Origin of the sequence: Leucobacter chromiireducens subsp. solipictus, from assembly GCF_016758195.1 — a bacterium.
In the GTDB taxonomy this organism is placed as follows: Bacteria; Actinomycetota; Actinomycetes; order Actinomycetales; family Microbacteriaceae; genus Leucobacter; species Leucobacter solipictus.
In genome coordinates this window covers 258,272-274,775 of record NZ_QYAC01000006.1, presented here as the reverse complement: position 1 = coordinate 274,775, position 16,504 = coordinate 258,272, and the positions used below count along the sequence as shown (strand labels likewise).

At 68.3% G+C, this 16,504-nt stretch carries 18 protein-coding genes and 1 pseudogene; 13 read left to right on the top strand and 6 right to left on the bottom strand.

Features of this window, described 5'->3' with window-relative positions; translation table 11 throughout:
• Positions 1-189 precede the first annotated feature (189 nt).
• Positions 190-801, bottom strand: a complete 612-nt coding sequence (locus D3230_RS12585) for a VOC family protein (RefSeq protein ID WP_202345388.1) — start codon at positions 799-801, stop codon at positions 190-192.
• A gap of 348 nt (positions 802-1,149) precedes the next feature.
• On the opposite strand from D3230_RS12585, the gene D3230_RS12580 reads away from it, so the two are divergent.
• Both D3230_RS12580 and D3230_RS12575 read left to right on the top strand, forming a co-directional pair.
• Complete coding sequence (locus D3230_RS12580; protein ID WP_202345387.1) at positions 1,150-1,689, top strand: IclR family transcriptional regulator domain-containing protein; 540 nt, start codon at positions 1,150-1,152, stop codon at positions 1,687-1,689.
• Positions 1,686-2,339, top strand: coding sequence for a MarR family transcriptional regulator (locus tag D3230_RS12575; RefSeq protein ID WP_202345386.1), 654 nt, complete (start codon positions 1,686-1,688; stop codon positions 2,337-2,339). The genes D3230_RS12580 and D3230_RS12575 overlap by 4 nt, the downstream gene beginning before the upstream one ends.
• Before the next feature lie 82 nt (positions 2,340-2,421).
• On the opposite strand, the gene D3230_RS12570 is transcribed toward D3230_RS12575, so the two are convergent.
• Positions 2,422-3,435, bottom strand: coding sequence for a helix-turn-helix transcriptional regulator (locus D3230_RS12570; protein WP_202345385.1), 1,014 nt, complete (start codon positions 3,433-3,435; stop codon positions 2,422-2,424).
• 94 nt (positions 3,436-3,529) lie between these two features.
• Here D3230_RS12570 and D3230_RS12565 point away from each other — a divergent pair, with 94 nt between their 5' ends.
• The 7 genes from D3230_RS12565 to D3230_RS12535 all read left to right on the top strand — a co-directional run bounded on the left by D3230_RS12565 (position 3,530) and on the right by D3230_RS12535 (position 9,339).
• Positions 3,530-4,543, top strand: coding sequence for an MDR family NADP-dependent oxidoreductase (locus D3230_RS12565; protein ID WP_202345384.1), 1,014 nt, complete (start codon positions 3,530-3,532; stop codon positions 4,541-4,543).
• A 46-nt stretch (positions 4,544-4,589) separates the two neighbouring features.
• Positions 4,590-5,330: an MFS transporter gene (locus tag D3230_RS12560; protein WP_202345383.1), complete on the top strand. Its 741-nt coding sequence runs from the start codon at positions 4,590-4,592 to the stop codon at positions 5,328-5,330.
• Entirely contained in the window at positions 5,258-5,956 is a 699-nt protein-coding gene (locus tag D3230_RS12555; RefSeq protein WP_202345382.1) for an MFS transporter, read from the top strand. Before D3230_RS12560 ends, D3230_RS12555 begins: the two co-directional genes overlap by 73 nt.
• A 98-nt stretch (positions 5,957-6,054) precedes the next feature.
• Positions 6,055-6,435, top strand: coding sequence for a hypothetical protein (locus D3230_RS12550; protein WP_202345381.1), 381 nt, complete (start codon positions 6,055-6,057; stop codon positions 6,433-6,435).
• Positions 6,436-6,515: 80 nt separating this feature from the next.
• Positions 6,516-7,463: an ABC transporter ATP-binding protein gene (locus D3230_RS12545; RefSeq protein ID WP_202345380.1), complete on the top strand. Its 948-nt coding sequence runs from the start codon at positions 6,516-6,518 to the stop codon at positions 7,461-7,463.
• Positions 7,460-8,494 carry an aliphatic sulfonate ABC transporter substrate-binding protein gene (locus D3230_RS12540; RefSeq protein WP_202345379.1) on the top strand — a complete coding sequence of 345 codons (1,035 nt, stop codon included), beginning with the start codon at positions 7,460-7,462 and terminating at the stop codon, positions 8,492-8,494. The genes D3230_RS12545 and D3230_RS12540 overlap by 4 nt, the downstream gene beginning before the upstream one ends.
• Positions 8,491-9,339, top strand: coding sequence for an ABC transporter permease (locus tag D3230_RS12535; protein WP_337249171.1), 849 nt, complete (start codon positions 8,491-8,493; stop codon positions 9,337-9,339). The genes D3230_RS12540 and D3230_RS12535 overlap by 4 nt, the downstream gene beginning before the upstream one ends.
• Here the strand turns inward: D3230_RS12535 and D3230_RS16520 are convergent.
• Complete coding sequence (locus tag D3230_RS16520) at positions 9,284-9,469, bottom strand: pentapeptide repeat-containing protein (protein WP_202345443.1); 186 nt, start codon at positions 9,467-9,469, stop codon at positions 9,284-9,286. The genes D3230_RS12535 and D3230_RS16520 overlap by 56 nt on opposite strands.
• On the opposite strand from D3230_RS16520, the gene acs reads away from it, so the two are divergent.
• The 3 genes and pseudogenes from acs to D3230_RS12515 all read left to right on the top strand — a co-directional run.
• The gene (acs, locus tag D3230_RS12525) at positions 9,381-11,381 is read left to right on the top strand and encodes an acetate--CoA ligase (RefSeq protein ID WP_202345442.1); all 2,001 of its coding nucleotides are present in this window, start codon (positions 9,381-9,383) and stop codon (positions 11,379-11,381) included. The genes D3230_RS16520 and acs overlap by 89 nt on opposite strands.
• Positions 11,378-12,712 carry an O-acetylhomoserine aminocarboxypropyltransferase/cysteine synthase family protein gene (locus tag D3230_RS12520; protein ID WP_202345378.1) on the top strand — a complete coding sequence of 445 codons (1,335 nt, stop codon included), beginning with the start codon at positions 11,378-11,380 and terminating at the stop codon, positions 12,710-12,712. The genes acs and D3230_RS12520 overlap by 4 nt, the downstream gene beginning before the upstream one ends.
• A pseudogene (locus D3230_RS12515) lies at positions 12,709-13,251 on the top strand (CoA-binding protein); the annotation flags it as partial. The gene D3230_RS12520 and the pseudogene D3230_RS12515, both read left to right, overlap by 4 nt.
• 364 nt (positions 13,252-13,615) lie before the next feature.
• Here the strand turns inward: D3230_RS12515 and D3230_RS12510 are convergent.
• Positions 13,616-14,140 carry a 2-phosphosulfolactate phosphatase gene (locus D3230_RS12510; protein WP_202345376.1) on the bottom strand — a complete coding sequence of 175 codons (525 nt, stop codon included), beginning with the start codon at positions 14,138-14,140 and terminating at the stop codon, positions 13,616-13,618.
• Positions 14,141-14,260: 120 nt separating this feature from the next.
• On the opposite strand from D3230_RS12510, the gene msrB reads away from it, so the two are divergent.
• Positions 14,261-14,662, top strand: coding sequence for a peptide-methionine (R)-S-oxide reductase MsrB (gene msrB / locus D3230_RS12505; protein ID WP_202345375.1), 402 nt, complete (start codon positions 14,261-14,263; stop codon positions 14,660-14,662).
• Between the two features lie 114 nt (positions 14,663-14,776).
• Here the strand turns inward: msrB and D3230_RS12500 are convergent, their stop codons facing one another.
• Both D3230_RS12500 and D3230_RS12495 read right to left on the bottom strand, forming a co-directional pair.
• On the bottom strand, positions 14,777-15,667 hold the full coding sequence (locus D3230_RS12500; protein ID WP_202345374.1) for a hypothetical protein: 891 nt from the start codon (positions 15,665-15,667) through the stop codon (positions 14,777-14,779).
• Between the two features lie 595 nt (positions 15,668-16,262).
• A complete protein-coding gene (locus D3230_RS12495) occupies positions 16,263-16,499 on the bottom strand; it encodes a hypothetical protein (protein WP_202345373.1) in 237 nt (78 codons plus the stop codon).
• Positions 16,500-16,504: the final 5 nt, after the last annotated feature.

Sequence of the window (16,504 nt, the reverse complement as noted above, 5' to 3'; positions counted from 1 at the left end):
TCGCCGCAGCTCCTCCGGCGAGGATTCCGATCAGGTCGTTGGGCAGCTGCGCGGCAGCACGCGCCCCGGCATTCCAGACACCATGGTCCCGCAACAGGGCGGCCATCGCACGCGTCGGATCGACGTAGTAATGGCCGCGCACGACGCCGAGCCGATCGGTTCCCCCGAACCGAAACCGAGCCACGCGGGTCATGCCTTGCCTCCAGAAGCCGAGGCTCGAAGCGTCGATGCGTCGAAGCTCCGCCACCGCTCGTCGTCGAGCGAGGTGCGGAGCCGCTCGTACTCCGCGAAATCAAAGTCGTCGAGCTCCACCTCCTGGATCGGAGGATAGGCGTGCGGGACACCGTTCCACCCCACATGATCGATGTGCCAATAGAACTCCAATACGTTGCCGTCAGGGTCGAGCCCATAGAAGCGAGCATGGTTGCCAGGACCACCGATACGCGCGTTCACGATCGGAATTCCATCGGCGCGGAAGCGGCGGTACATCAACACGAGGTCCTCCTGCGTGTCGAGTTCAAAGGCGATGTGGTGCAGCCCCAGTGTGCGAGCCCCAGGCACCGGGGCGTCGGGGTCTCGGAGTGTGAAAATCGAGAGGCGGTGGTGAATCGTGTCCTCCGCGCCGCGCACGAAAGCGCCCGCGAGAACGGCTACGCCGTGTCCCGCCCGCCCCTCGCCATAGTCAAAGATCTCGGTGAGCCGCATCCCGAGCACCTCGGTGTAAAAGCACACCGATCGGTCGAGATCCGCCACCGCGATACCCACGTGCCCGAGTCGGGCAACAGTACCAGTGACTGCCATGTTGCTGTCCTCTCCATTGAAGCAGCCCCATCCCAATTATCGAACTAATATGTTCGCTAAAACATACGTTCCTGTGAGTGACCGGTCAAGTACTCGCTCAAAAATTGCAGTACAGTTCGAGACATAAGCGCGCTGCAGGCAGCAGAAAGGAGCCGCGTGGAAACCTCGCAACTAGCCGATTCCGCGCTCCTGACACTCCTCCTCCTTGAGCGACGTGGCCCATGTACTGCCGCGGAGGTTGCGGCGGACCTCAGGCTCAGTCAGAACGCATCTCGGCGTATCCTTGACACCCTGCACGGCCGAGGCTTCGTAGTTCGGGATTCGACACACCGGTTTCAGTTGGGGCCAATGCTCATCGCTCTTGCCGCAGACATCCCCAGTGAGCTCGCCATCGCGGCGGATCCACACGTTGCGGACCTCGCGGAGCGCCTCGGAGAGACCGTCGTGCTCGCCATTCTTGAGGGCGACCACTCAGTGATCGTCACCCAAAGTCTCGGGGCGACGAGCCCACTGCGTGTGGAGCACGAGATAGGTTTCCGTCAGCCGCTTTCCCGCGGAGCGAGCAGTCTCGCCATTCTCGCGCATCTCCCGGAAGACGATGAACGCGTCGCGCGATCCGGTATCACTGCTGAGGAACTCTTCGCGATCCGGGCTCGCGGTTACGCGCTATCCAAGGGCCAGATTCGAATCGGCATGTTCGGTATCGCGGCTCCGCTGTACCAAGAAACCGCGCGAGTCGCCGGCTCGCTCGCCGTCATCGCGCCCGAGTCGCGAGCCCTGCGTTTGACCGCGCACACCGAACTCCTGCGGTCCACCGCTGACCTCATTCGCAATGCCTACCGTGCACTCCGCGAGACGAGCCGCGCCGCAGAGGAGTACGCTCGGTGAATGATATCTCGAAGACCGCTGACAAGGCATTGCTCGTGCTCGCCGATCTCGCCCGGAGCGGCCCGGCAACGCTGCAGCGTTTGGCAGAGCGTACCCGCTTGAACCGTACAGTCACGCACCGAGTTGTCGGAGCACTAGCGGCGCGGGGCTTCGTCACCCGCACCGAGCACAGCTACGCGGTGGCCGCGCGCGTACGACGCCTGTCAGAGTCAGTCTTCCCGGCACTTCGCCAGGCGGCACAGGGTCCACTCGACCGACTCGCTTCCGAGACCGGGGCTACCGTGCTGCTGCAGGTGCTCGATGGCGACACAGTGGTAGTGCTCGAGGAACGCAGCCCGGGCACGGGGCTGGAGCTTCGCGCACGCCTGGAAGTCGGAACTCGCCGAGAGCTTTCGGTGTGTCCGTCCGGGACGGCAATACTCATGGCGCTGGGGAAGGAACTTGCGCTCACTGGAGACGATACCCCGGGAGTAGTGTCCGACCTGAACGGCGGCGTATGCGAGGCAGCTGCACCGATTCGCACCGGAGCCGACAGCGGAGCTTGCGTCGCCTTGCTGGCCCCTGCCGTCCGCAGGGCAGAGCTCCGCGAGCACCTCAGGTCGCTCGGCGACGCAGCCCACAGCGTGGAACTTGCGCTGGGCACACGCTGATATCCCAAGCAACGTAGATGCAACCACCGGTATTCGATACACGGCTACGAATAGACTTTTGCCCCCAGACGCCAGACGCCGGTCACCCGCCCCCCACTCCCGGGTCTCCCCCTGGCGGGCAGTCGCGGCCCGCCGCGTCGAGTCGCCGAGCGACCTCGCGCAGCCAATGCCGGAGCGCGACCGGGGAGCGAATGGTGAACGGTACCCCAGGAGCCAGCAGGTACACCGCAACCGCCTCAACGGTCTCCGCACCCGTGTGGACCACACAGCGTTCCGCATTGATCGGCTCAATGTGCACCGCGTCCGGCGGGAAACGCCCCGCGAGTTCCTCGGCGGAAGCGGCGAACACCGCTTCGACGCGGCATGCGTAGGGCACCGTCGCGATGGCGTTGACCGTGAACGCGGCAACGTCGTCATCGGGGATCTCCCGCTGCACGAAGCGGTGCGACAGTGGGCGGAGTCCTCGGATCCGGTCAACGCGCAGTCTCACCCAGGCCCGGGCGTCCCGATCCCACGCGATGAGATACCAGAGGTACTCGTTCTGCACGATCCGGTGGGGTTCGAGCGTTCGTGTCGGAGTGTGGGTCGCTCGCGAGGATTCTAGCTGGTCTCCGTCGGGGTCGATAGCGACGACGGTTCTGAGCCGACAGCATTTCCCGAGTTCCCGCAGCACCCGGGCGGAGGTTTTCGGGGCCGGCGAACGATAGGCCGCCACGTACTGGCTCAGGTCCCCGGCGGCTGTGCGGTGCCGTTCCGGAAGCATTCGCAGGAGTTTCTCTGCGAGCTCGGAGTGATCGATGTCCGTTTCTTCGAGGCCGAGAAAGGCTGCCGAGCGCAGCGCCGCGAGCAGCGCGATGATCTCGTTCTCACTGGGGAGCAACGGTGAGACGCGTGTTCCCGGGCCCAGCCGATAGCCCCCGTGGGGCCCGGGCATGGATTCGATACCGAATCCGAGGTCACGCAGTTCCCTCACGATGCGCTCCACCGTGCGGGTGGTGCTCCGGATCCGGTCGGCAAGCACCACTGCTGGGAGATGCTCGCGTGCGCGTTGGAGCGCGTCGAGGATTTCCAGCGCCCGCCCGAGATGTGCAGCCATGCAGTTCACCCTAAAAACGAATCCCGACAGTCAATGTCGTCGTCTCTCGGTACTGTACTGGCGATTTCTGCCACTACGCCGAGAGGACCCCACAATGATCGCCGAGCAGTTTGTCCTGGCCCGTCGCCCCGTGTCCCTGCCCCGGAGCGACGACTTTGCGCGCAACGTGGCTCCCCTGCCACCGCTCCGCGAGGGGGAAGTCAGTGTCCGCAACACCGCGATGCAGCTCACCGCGGTCATGGTCGAACTGATGCGGGGCGCGGATCTCCCGATGCCGCCCTACCCACTCGCGGAACCGCTCTGGGGGCCAGCCGTGGGTGTGGTGCTCGAGAGCCGGTCCGCTGAGTTCGCCGCCGGTGACCCCGTGCAATCGATGCGCGGCTGGCGCAGTGCCTTCGTCGCGCCTGCGGAGGAACTCACCCCGGTCCCCAGCGAGCTGCGGGGACGACCGGAGGTACTGCTCTGCCAAGGGCCAACCGCCTACCACGGCATTGCCGACATAGCTCAGGTCCACGCGGGCGACACAGTGTTCGTCTCCGGAGCGGCCGGCGGAGTCGGCTCCCTGGCCGGGCAGATCGCTCGCCGGCTCGGCGCGGCGCGCGTCGTGGGGAGCGCCGGAACCGACGATAAATGCCGGTGGCTCGTCGAGGAACTGGGCTTCGACACGGCCTGCAACTACCGGGACCCCGACTTCATCGACCGTCTGCGTGATGCGGCGCCCACCGGGTACTCGGTGTGCTTCGACACAGTGGGCGGTCGTCAGTTCGAGCACGCGATCGAGGCTGCCGGTCCGGGTGCCCGAATCGCGTTGTGCGGCACCCTAGCGCAGCAGTTCGCGGGACCGGGGATCCCGGCTGGTCCCCGACTCGACCTGGCGACCGCGATTCGCAAGCAACTCAGGATCCTGCCGTTCAGCACGTTCCACACTCCCGAGCAGATCGCCCAGTGGCTGAAGCACTACACTGACGGGCTGGCCACCGGCGAAATCGTGTTCCCCCACTCCCTGGTACCCGGCGGGCTCAAGGCAGCACCTGCAGCGCTCGCGCAGCTGGGGGCCGGCGGGTTTCGGGGCAACGTGGTCGTGCGTTTGAACCATGATGCGGCGTAGCCGGACTCCGCAGCTGCGCGCCAAGTCCGCTGGGGCGAGGCGTACGATGTCGCCGCCGCACGTGCTCGCCGTCTGCGCGGTGTCCCAGGTGCTGATCATTCTCGATACGACCGTGCTCAGCGTGGCGACGCCCCACATCGGCACCGAATTGGGCATGACCGAGCTCTCGCTCCCGTACATCTCCCACAGCTACACCACGGCACTCGCGGCAGCTCTCCTGCTCTCGGGACGGCTCGCGGACAGCCTGGGCCGGAGGCGGATCCTTGCGTGGGGGCTCGCGGCGTTAGGCCTGGCCTCCCTGATCGGGGCCCTCGCACCCACCGCTCTCGTGTTGCTAGGCGCACGGTTCCTCCAGGGACTGGCCGCGGCGGCCGTGCTGGGCGCAAATCTGGCTCTTCTCGTCGAGTGTTTCCCTGAGCAGTCCCATCGACTCCGGGCGCTCGGGATCTGGGGCGCGGCCGGCGGATCAGGCGGCGCACTGGGGGCACTCCTCGGCGGCATCATGGTCGAAGCAGCGAGCTGGCGGCTCGCGCTCCTCATCAATGTGCCGGTCGTGATCCTGCTGCTGCTGTGGCCGATGCGTCGCAGTGGCACCGACAGGCACGGGGGTGCGGGGGCGGTCGATGTCGCGGGCGGCTGTCTTCTTGCGATCACGCTCGTTCTGGCCGTGCAGGGCACGGTGGCCCTCACCGCCGGGGCGCCCTTGCCGGCATCGTGTTCGCGCTCGCCTGCCTCGGCGCACTCGGCTGGTTCATTGGTGTTGAGCACCGTGCCACGCGACCGCTGATCCCGCTCCGGCTCTTCACCCATCGCGCCGTGCTCGCCGCATCGGTGGTCATGTTCGCGAGCGGCGGGGCCATGTCGTCGGCGTTCTATTTCATGACGTTGCAGTTGCAGCGCGTCGAGGAGCGTTCTCCCCTGCAGACGGGAGTGCTGTTCCTCCCGCTCTCGGTGGCGACGCTCCTTGCCGGGGTGCTGAGCTCAACCGTGCAGCGGCGGCTTGGCGGTGCCGGGGCAGTGCGCCTCGGCACCGCCCTGTCAGCGCTCGGCCTCGCCGCGACCGCGGTATTGTTCGCACTGCGACTCCCGGGTGTCGCGGCGGGTGCCGCGGCGCTCTTCGGTGGCGGAATCGCGTTCATTCTCGCGGGATCCGCGCACCTCGCCACCGCACACCTTGCCGAGAAGGACGCCGGATTTGCCTCGGGCATGATCGCGACCAGCCAGCACTTCGGTGCCGTGATTGTGCTGGCCTGCTGCGTCTGGCTGTCAGCCACCGCGGCACCCGCTGGACCCGGACCGCCGCACTACGTGGTGGGGCTGATCGGTGCCGCCGGTGCCTGCCTGGCCGCGTTCGCGGGCACCTTTCTGGTTCCCCGTGTGGACAGCACCGATCCCTCCGCGGCCTCCCAGTAGGCGGCCCCATCCCGTGATCCTCCTCACCCGCCCGTGCTGCCGTGCACGAAGGCGGGGATGGGTCCCAAATACGCGCAGAACGCCCAGGAGACACAGCGATGACTCACTCCCGGTGTCCCTTCCGCACACTGTGGCTCGGCCTCGGCCTGATCACGACCGCCGGATCTCTCACCGGCTGCGGGCTCCTCGACCCGGGGGCATTCCCCGCCGATGGGCCCGAGCGCACAGCCTCCCCGACCGCCGGGAACGTGACCCGGGAAGAGTTCGGCGACGCCGGGCCGCTCGAGGTCGACAGCAGCGACGTCGCGTGCGAACTCAACAACGACGGGGATCCCGTCCTCGGCATCACGACCCCGGACGGCACGGGCTACGCGCTCGATCAGCTCGCGGAGCGCACCTTGCCCCGACTCGAAGTCATTGCGGTCGGGAGCGTGGGACCGCTGCGGAGCCAAGCGTTCGCCGCCTGCGATGAGGAGTAGTCGGTGCCTGACCGAGAAATGCGTCAGCATGTTACGGGCGACTTTTCACATTTCGGGGCCATCCGGCACGCTTATCAACTATGTCCGAGATCCCAGCTCCACCGAGCGCGTCCCCTGCGGGGCGAGTGCGCCTCGACCGCGTCGAGCGCACCTTTCCGACGCGCGACGGTGCCCGCACCGTGCTGCGCGACGTCACGCTGGAGGTGCCGGCCGGGGACATCCTCACGATCGTCGGGCCATCCGGGTGCGGCAAGTCCACGCTGCTGCGCCTGATCGGTGGCCTCGACTCCCCCACCGCGGGGGCGATCTCACTCGACGGCGAAGAGGTCCGCGCGCACGATGATTCCACGGCGATCGCGTTCCAGGAGCCTCGCCTGTTCCCGTGGCGGACGATCGCGCAGAACGTTGCGATCGGGCTGCCGCGCGGCACCCGCGGGCGCGCAGCGAAGGCACGCGTCGCGGAACTGCTGGATCTCGTGGGGCTCAGCCACGCGGCGGATCAGCGTCCCCGGGAGGTCTCGGGCGGCATGGCCCAGCGGGCCTCACTGGCGCGCGCCCTCGCCCGGAGCCCCCGCGTGCTCCTCCTCGATGAGCCGTTCGGAGCGCTCGATGCGCTGACCCGGCTGAAGATGCACGATCTGCTCCTCGACATCCACCGCGCGCAGCCGACCACGGTCGTGCTCGTCACCCACGACGTGGAAGAGGCGCTGTACCTCGCCGACAACGTGCTGATGCTGCGCAATCTGATGGACGCCGAGGCCGAGCCGGAACGGCCGCGCGCGCAGATCGTGGCGCTGGGATCCACCTCCGGCTTGGGGGCCCTCGGATCCGCGCGAGTGGCGGAGCTCACGGTTCCGGCGGCGGCACCCAGCACCGCACTGCCGACCGCCCCAGGTTCCATCGCCCGGCTCGTTCCCGTGCCGGGCACGCGCCCCCGCGACCGCGGCGCGCGCACGTTCACTGATCTCCGGAGCGCCCTCCTCGACGGACTGGGCGTCCACAAACACACCACACAGGAGTACGCATGAGCACCATCGCACGCCGCATCATCCCCGCCGTCGCCGCTGCCGGTGCCCTCGCGCTCGCCCTCACGGGCTGCGTGCAGGGCGAGGGCAGCAGCAACGCCTCGGGGGGCACCGAATCCAGCTCCGGCGAGTGGTCGACCGATTCCCTCTCGATCGACTGGGCCACCTACAATCCGCTGAGCCTCGTCGTGAAGGATCAGCGGCTCATCGAGGATGCCCTCGGCGACTCGGTCGAGGTCGAGTGGCTCCAGTCGGCTGGCAGCAACAAGGCGAATGAGCTGCTGCGCTCCGGATCCATCGACGTCGGATCAACCGCCGGATCGGCCGCGCTGTTCGCTCGGGCGAACGGCTCCCCCATCAAGGTCATCGACGTGTTCTCCCAGCCGGAGTGGTCGGCGATCGTGGTCCCCGGGGACAGCTCGGTCACGAAGGTTGCGGACCTCGCTGGCCAGTCCGTTGCGGCGACCAAGGGGACCGATCCCTACTTCTTCCTGCTGCAGGCGCTCGAGGAGGCCGGGCTCTCGAGCGCGGACGTCGAGATTCAGAACGTGCAGCACGCCGACGGCCGTGCCCTGCTCGAGGGCGGGTCCGTGGCCGCGTGGAGCGGACTCGATCCGATCATGGCCGCCGCCGAGGTGGAGTCGGGTGCGAAGCTCATCTACCGCAACGTCGATTTCAACACCTACGGCTTCCTCAACGCGACGGAAGAGTTCATCGGTGACCACCCGGACGTCGCGCAGGTCGTCGTGGACGCCTACGAGGAGGCACGCGCCTGGGCGCTCGCGCACCCCGAGGAGACCGCGCAGCTCCTCGCGGACGCCGCCTCGATCGATCTCGCCGTCGCGCAGACCGTGATCGCGGAGCGCTCCAACCTCGACGTTTCCGGCGTGCCGGGCGACGATCAGGTTCGCGTCCTGGAGCAGATTTCCCCCATCATCGCCGAGTCGGGCGACGTCTCGGGCGGCCAGGCCAAGCTCGACGAGGCGATCGCGTCGATCGTGCACGCCGACTTCGCGCAGCAGGCCACGAAGTGACCGAAGGCACGATTGCCGCCCCGGGTCCGATCGCATCGGCACCCGGGGCACCGGCGCGTGCCGGGTCGGCGGCCCCATCCACCCCGCTGCGGGATCGCGCCTGGGTGAGCATCGCGGGCGGCTTCGTCGTCCCCGTCATCATCGTGCTGGCCTGGCAGTTCGTCACGGCCAGCGGGATCGTGCCGCCGTACCGGTTGCCCGGGCCCTGGGCGGTGGTCGAGGCGGGCACGGAGCTGATCCAGCGCGGCGAGCTCTGGCTGAACATCGCGATCTCCGTGCAGCGCGTCTTCATCGGCTTCGTCGTGGGATCCGGCATCGCGCTCGCGTTCGCGGCGATCGTGGGTCTGTCCCGCGTCGGCAACATCCTGTTCGCGCCGCTGCTCGTCGCGATCCGCGCGGTCCCGTCGCTCGCGTGGGTGCCGCTACTGATCCTGTGGCTCCAGGTCGGCGAGGAATCGAAGGTCACGCTCATCGCGATCGGCGCGTTCTTCCCGGTGTACACCACCGTTGCCGACGCCCTCCGCCAGGTCGATCCGCAGCTCGTCGAGGCGGGCCGCACCTTCGGGCTGCGCGGCTGGCCGCTGTTTCGCACCGTCCAGCTTCCCGCGGTTGTTCCCGCGGTCGTGTCCGGGCTGCGCCTCGCCCTCGCGCAGGCGTGGCTGTTCCTCGTCGCCGCCGAGCTGCTCGGCGCGTCAATGGGTCTCGGCTGGCTCCTCAACGATTCCCAGCAGACCGGCCGCGTGGACCGGATCCTGCTCGCCATCGTGCTGCTCGCCCTGCTGGGCACCATCACCAACGCGATCCTCGTGCTCTTCGAACGCGCCGTGCTGCGGAGGTGGATGTGAGCGAGCCACGACTGAGTGAGGCACGACCGAGCGAAGCGCGTCTGAGCGAAGCGCGTCTGAGCGAAGCGCGTCTGAGCGAAGCGCGGAGCTTCCCCGCCCCCGCCGCCTTCGCCGCGCAGGCAAACGTCACCGCCGCAAGCTACGCGGAGGCCGAGGCCGATCCGATCGCGTTCTGGGAGCGCGCCGCGGCCCGCCTCGAGTGGAGCGAGCCCTGGCACACGGCGCTCGCCTGGTCGCCGCCCGTCCCCGGCCCCGAGGGGCTGAGCATCCCGGAGGCGCGCTGGTTCGACGGTGGCACGTTGAACGTTGCCGCGAACTGCGTGGACCGCCACGTGCGCGCGGGCCGCGGCGACAAGATCGCCCTGCACTTCGAGGGCGAGCCTGGCGACCGCGAGTCGGTGAGCTACGCGGAGCTACAGCGCCGCGTCGCCCAGGCGGCGAACGGCCTGCTCGCCCTCGGCATCGTCCCGGGCGACCGGGTGGTCGTGTACCTGCCGGTGCTCATCGAGACCGTCGTGATCGCGCTTGCCTGCGCCCGAATCGGAGCCGTGCACTCGCTCGTGTTCGGCGGCTTCTCCGCGGAGGCCGTCCGGTTCCGGCTCACCGACACCGGGGCGAAGCTGCTCGTGACGAGCGACGGCCAGTACCGGCGGGGCGCAGCCGTCGAGGTGAAGTCCACCGCGGACCTCGCCGCCGCCGACGTCCCCACACTCGAACACGTGCTCGTGGTGCGCCGCACCGGCCAAACGGTGCCGTGGACCGCGGGCCGCGACGTGTGGTGGCACGAGCAGGTCGAGACGCAGGCGGACACCCACGATCCCGCGCCGTTCCCCGCGGAACACCCGCTCTTCATCATCTACACCTCCGGCACCACCGGCACGCCGAAGGGCCTCGTGCACACCGCGGGCGGCTATCTCACGCACACGAGCTGGGCGCACTGGGCCCACTTCGACGCGAAGGCCGACGACGTGCACTGGTGCACGGCGGATCTCGCGTGGGTGACCGCGCACAGCTACGAAATCTACGGGCCGCTGTCGAACGGGCTCACCCAGGTGATCTACGAGGGCACGCCGGACGCTCCGCACCGCGAGCGTCACCTGGAGATCATCGAACGCTACGGGGTCACCGTCTACTACACTGCCCCGACGCTTATCCGCACGCTCATGACCTGGTTCGGCGATGCGCTGCCCGCGACGCACGACCTCTCCTCCATCCGCCTGCTCGGCACCGTGGGCGAGGCGATCAATCCGGAGGCCTGGGTGTGGTTCCGCCGCAACTTCGGCCGCGACGAGGTGCCCGTGGTCGACACCTGGTGGCAGTCCGAGACCGGGGCCGCGATGATCGCGCCGCTCCCCGGGGTCACCACGCTGAAACCCGGATCCGCCACGGTCGCCCTGCCCGGCATCGACATGGCGGTGGTCGACGAACACGGCGCACCCGTGCCGCCGGGCCGATCCGGCACTCTCGTGGCGCGCCGCCCCTGGCCGGGCATGGCCCGCACCGTGTGGGGCAACCCCGAACGCTACCGCGACTCGTACTGGGCACCGTACGCGGGGCACGGCGCGTACGGCGGCTACTACGTGGCCGGCGACGGCGCGACGGTGGACGCCGACGGAAACTTCTGGATCCTTGGACGCCTGGACGACGTCGTGAACGTGTCCGGGCACCGCCTCTCCACCATCGAGATCGAATCGTCCCTCGTGGCGCACCCCACCGTGGGCGAGGCCGGCGTCACCGGCGTGCTCGACCCCGTCACCGGGCAGGCCGTCGCCGCCTTTGTCGTGGACGGTGCCGCGGGCATCGCGGACCACGCGGCGCTGCGCGCGCAGGTCGCCACGGACATCGGCCCGATCGCGAAGCCGAAATTCGTCGTGCGCGTGCCCGAGCTGCCCAAGACGCGCTCCGGCAAGATCCTGCGCCGCCTGCTCGCCCAGCTCTGGCAGGGCGAGCCGCTCGGCGACACCACCAGCCTGCAGAACCCCTGGGCCGTCGACGGCGTGCGCGAAGCCGTGCGCCGGGCCCGCGAGAAGGAGACCACATGAGTGAGCACACATTCGGGTTCCGAACCCGAGCCCTCCACGCCGGGGGCACCCCCGACGCGGCGACCGGCGCCCGCGCCGTGCCGATCTACCAGACCACGTCGTTCGTGTTCGATAACGCGAAGGACGCCGCCAACCTGTTCGCGCTTCAGAAGTACGGCAACATTTACTCCCGGATCGGCAACCCCACGGTCGCGGCGTTCGAGGAGCGCATCGCGTCGCTCGAGGGCGGCATCGGAGCCGTGGCGACGGCGAGCGGGATGTCCGCCGAATTCATCACCTTCGCGGCCCTCGTCGGCCACGGCGACCACATCGTCGCCGCGGCCCAGCTCTACGGCGGCACGGTCACCCAGCTCGACGTGACCCTGCGTCGCTTCGGCGTCGACACGACGTTCGTCGCGAGCTCCGATCCGGAAGACTACCGCGCCGCGATCCGCGCGAACACAAAGGTGCTCTACGTCGAGGCGATCAGCAACCCCGGCGGCGAGATCGCGGATCTCGCGCGACTGTCCGAGATCGCCCACGAGGCGGGGATCCCCCTCGTCGTGGACGCCACCCTGGCGACGCCGTACCTGCTGCGCCCCATCGAACACGGTGCCGACATCGTGATCCACTCGGCGACGAAGTTCATCGGCGGGCACGGCACCACGCTCGGCGGCGTGGTCGTCGAGGCCGGGACCTTCAACTGGGGTAACGGGAAGTTCCCCGCCATGACCGAGCCCGTCGAGTCCTACGGTGGGGTCAGCTGGTGGGACAACTTCGGCGAGTACGGCTTCCTCACGAAGCTCCGCAGCGAGCAGCTCCGCGACATTGGTCCGTCGCTCAGCCCGCAGTCGGCGTTCAACCTGCTGCAGGGCGTCGAAACGTTGCCCCAGCGGATCGACGCCCACGTCGCAAACGCGCGCGTCGTCTCCGAGTGGCTCGCCAGCGATCCGCGGATCTCATTCGTGACCTGGTCCGGACTCGACGGCCACCCGCACTACGAGCGCGCGCAGAAGTACTTCCCGCTGGGACCCGGATCCGTCTTCGCGTTCGGGGTACGACCCACGGGCAGCTTCAGCTCCGAGAGCGAACGGTTGGCCGCGGCGCGCGCCACCGGTGAACAGCTGATCGAATCGCTGCAGCTCGCGAGCCACCTCGCGAACATCGGCGACGCGCGCACGCTCGTGATCCACCCGGCCTCCACCGTGCACCAGCAGCTCACCCCGGAACAGCTCGTCACCGCGGGCGTGCCCGCCGACCTGATCCGGATCTCCGTCGGGATCGAGGATCCCGAAGACATCATCTGGGATCTCGACCAGGCCCTCACCCGCGTGACAGGAGTCCAGCGATGACCGATACCTCTTCTTCCGTCCCCGACGCGACCCCCGGGGCGGATCCCGCATCCGCCCCGGCCCGCAGCTGGCAAGGACCGAGCGCGAGCGCGCGCCTCGGGATCCTGCGCCGCGCGACCTCGGTCGCGATCGTCGGCGCCTCCGACAATCCGTCGCGCGCCAGCTACTTTGTGGCGACGTACCTGCTCTCGAGCGCCCCGTACGACGTGTACTTCGTGAACCCGCGCGCGGACACGATCCTCGGCCGCCCCTCGTACGCGTCACTCGCGGATCTGCCCGTCGTCCCCGACATCGTTGACGTGTTCCGCCGCCACGATGACCTTCCCGGGGTCGCCCGTGAGGCGGTCGCCGTCGGCGCGAAGACGCTGTGGTTGCAGCTCGGGTCGTGGAACGAGGAAGCCGCGCAGATCGCCGAGGACGCAGGGCTCAACGTGGTGATGGATCGGTGCCTGAAGATCGAGCACGCTCGGTTCCACGGCGGGCTGCATCTCGCGGGCTTCGATACCGGCGTGATCTCCTCGAAGCGTCAGGTGGTCGCTCGGCCTGGTGCTGGTGCCGGTGCTGGTGCTGGTGCTGGTGCTGGTGCCGGTGCTGACGCAGTTGCTGGCGCTGGTGCCAGTACCGGCGCTGGCACCGCCTAGACTCCGGCGAGCAGGTGGGGGTGCGCCCGACGATGGTTGGCGCGCCCCCACCGGCGTGTTCCGGGTTGCCGTCTGCCGGGGCGCGCCGCGGAGCGCGGGCACCGGAACGCGGGCACCGGAACGCGGGCACCGGAACGCGGGCGTGGCAGCGCAACGCCCGTGGTCGCTGCAGCTCGTGCCCGCGGCAGCTCGTGCCCGCGGCAGCGCATGGGGGCGCAGCGCGTGCTCGAAGTCGCCCGCGTGGCTGCCGGAGTGCCCGGCGCTACCGCTCGATGCGCTGGGCCTCGGACTCCGCGTTCAGCTCCCCCGCCGCGCGAACGGCCTCCGCGTTGCCCTCGGCGCGAGCGGCCAGCCCCGCTGCGCTCGCTGAGATCAGGTGTTTGACGGCTCGTGTCAGCGGGCGAAACCCCTCAATAGCCACGGCTAGATCCGGCGCGGTGTGATCGATCCCGCGTGACGTAAGTTCATCGCCGATCGCGCCCGCCACCAGGTAGTCCTCCACCGCGAACGCCCCGCCGTCACCGGCCAGGACGAGGTTGATCGCGGTCCGGCCGCCGCGTGCGAGCTGCTCTGCGTGGATCGCCGCCGCCGTCGCCGCAGCATTCCGTAGAGATGCCACGAACACCGTGGGCGCGTGTGGCAATGCGAGTGCCCCGTCGATGAGATCCGTCGATGTTCCGAGTGCGTCGACGACGACCACGACCTCCGCGGCCGCCAGGTGAGTGAGGCCGGTCTGGCCCCAGCCGAGTCGCACCTGGTAGGTCGATTGTGCACGTGTTTCCGTCATGACGCTCAGCCTAGGGTTGCGCTCAGGAGCCGCCGGGCACCGTCGTCATACAGTGTCACACTGGCCCGCTTTTGACGCGATTGGCGTCCCGCGCGATGCGTCCCCGCCTAGACTTGCGGCATGGCACATGACGTCTCCAAGTCCGACGATGAATGGCGCGAGGCGCTGACCCCCGAACAGTACGAGGTGCTGCGCAACGCGGGCACCGAGCGCGCCTGGACGGGCGAGCTGCTCGACGAAGAGCGCGCGGGCCTGTACACCTGCGCGGGCTGCGGCAATGAACTCTTCCGGAGCGGCACGAAGTTCGACTCAAACTGCGGATGGCCCAGCTTTTACGACTCGATCAACCCGGACGCCGTCGAGCTCTTGCCCGACACGTCCTTGGGCATGGAGCGCACCGAGGTACGCTGCGCGCGTTGCGGCGGGCACCTGGGTCACGTCTTCCCCGACGGATTCGGAACCCCCACGGGCAATCGCTACTGCATGAACTCCCTCTCGCTCAACTTCACGCCCGAAAGCTGATCCGGCACCGGGGCCGGGTTGGTGCGATCTGCCGGCGCGGCCAAGCGCAGCGCGGCAAAGCCCGGCCAAGCACGGGTAGGCGCGGCAAAGCCCGGCCAAGCGCGCCGTAGACCGCTATCTTGTGCGCGGCACCACCCTATGGAGCAGCGCATCAGCAACGAGGAGCTTGGCGACTTTACTGGCGGGACGATTCCGCAACGGACTCGGGAGCGGTGTGTTGGGGTCATGCGCTTCAGGGCGAATATTTCCGAGCGCGGTCCAGTGATCGTTCACCACGCCGGAGAGATGTTGTTCTGTGATGGGTGCACCGTTTTGCACGGTCCAGCCGAGTGCCGCGAGCGTTCGGATCACGGCGTCGATGTCCACCTCGCCCTCGCTCGTACCCATGTGGATGAGCGTCACGATCGAGGCCTCAGCGTGATAGCGAGTGCTGGTGAGCGCCAGGGTTTTCGCGAGGTACTGCCAGAGGAATACCGGGTGCGCGTGGGCGATTCGTCCAACGCGCGTGAGCTGCAGGTGCCCCCGATACTGCCGCAAGAGCTTGAGCTGCACGACGTATACCCGAAACCGATGCACCGGATCCGTGTTGAGCTCGGTCCCCACCCCGAACGGCCACTCCTCGATTGTCGGGAGGACCGGCGCAAGTTCCTTCACCGTGACGGGTTTCAGATTGCCCGCGGCGGTGAGCGGCAGCCCTTCTCCCTCCGCCAGAGAAAGCAAGCGGCGGTGTGGCGCGAGCGCCCCGGCACGGTCGACCAGGCCTCCCTCCAGGATCGCGGTCACGAGCTGCTCCACGCGGTCGTGCAGCTGAAGCGCGAGACGCGTTCGCCGCAAGCCCTTCAGAATGTCGATGAGTACCGGGTGCAGCCGCCACATCGCGTCGTGGATGCGGCGGGCCCGGTCTCGAGCCCCCGTGGTCCGTAGGGATGCCGGATCCGGATACCACGCTGCGCGCCGAGGTAGGCCGTTGGGCACACCGCCGGAGTACGGGAGACCTGAAGTCATTGCGGCCCTTCTGCAGGAAGTCGTACGCGAACGTTCCCAGGTGATGGTCACGGTTGGGACGCAGTGCGGGCAGAAACGGGCGGGACCGATCCTATGCGATTCTCCGTGGTCGCGGTGTCGTCAGGCGAGATTTTGAGTGCATAGATCTCGAGTCGGAAACGAGCACGTCATTCGAACAGAGTTTCGAATCGTTACCTCTCCGTGTCCGTCCCGGAAACGTACTACACCCATCAGGACTTCCTCCTGCACGCGTCCCCGAGTGGGTCAACTTCCGCGTGTTTTCAACGGTTTCTCGGGGTTCGTTGTCGGTGGTGTGTGCTGGAATGGGCGCATGACGTTCACCGGAGACACGCAGCATCCCGAACCCCTTCCAGAGGGTGGTTCGGGTGCGAGTTTTGGGTCGATGGTCCTACCCCGGATCGTGCGCGTTGACGCACTGTTGACGTCGCTTGAGGCGTGGGAGCGGGAGCAGCGGCGTCGTGACGCGGAGCGGTTGAGTATTCTCGCGGATCTTCACGAGGCAGCCCTGGGTGCAGACGCTGGCGCGGAGTCGGATACCGGCGAGGGCACGGGTTCTGGTGCTGTTGGCACGGGTTCAAGTGCTGCTGGCATTGGCACAGGTGTAGGTGCAGGTGCAGGCGCAGATGCCGATGCCGATGCCGATGCCGATGGCAGTACTGACATTGATACCGGCGCCAGCGTTGATCCCGGTGCCAGTCTCGACGTTGACGCCCCGGCCGATACCGAAGCCGCGGCCAGTGCCGGTGCCGGTGCCGGTGCCAAAACCACTACGGAGGGCACTCCCGACGACGCGAACCTCCCCGATACTCACCCAGC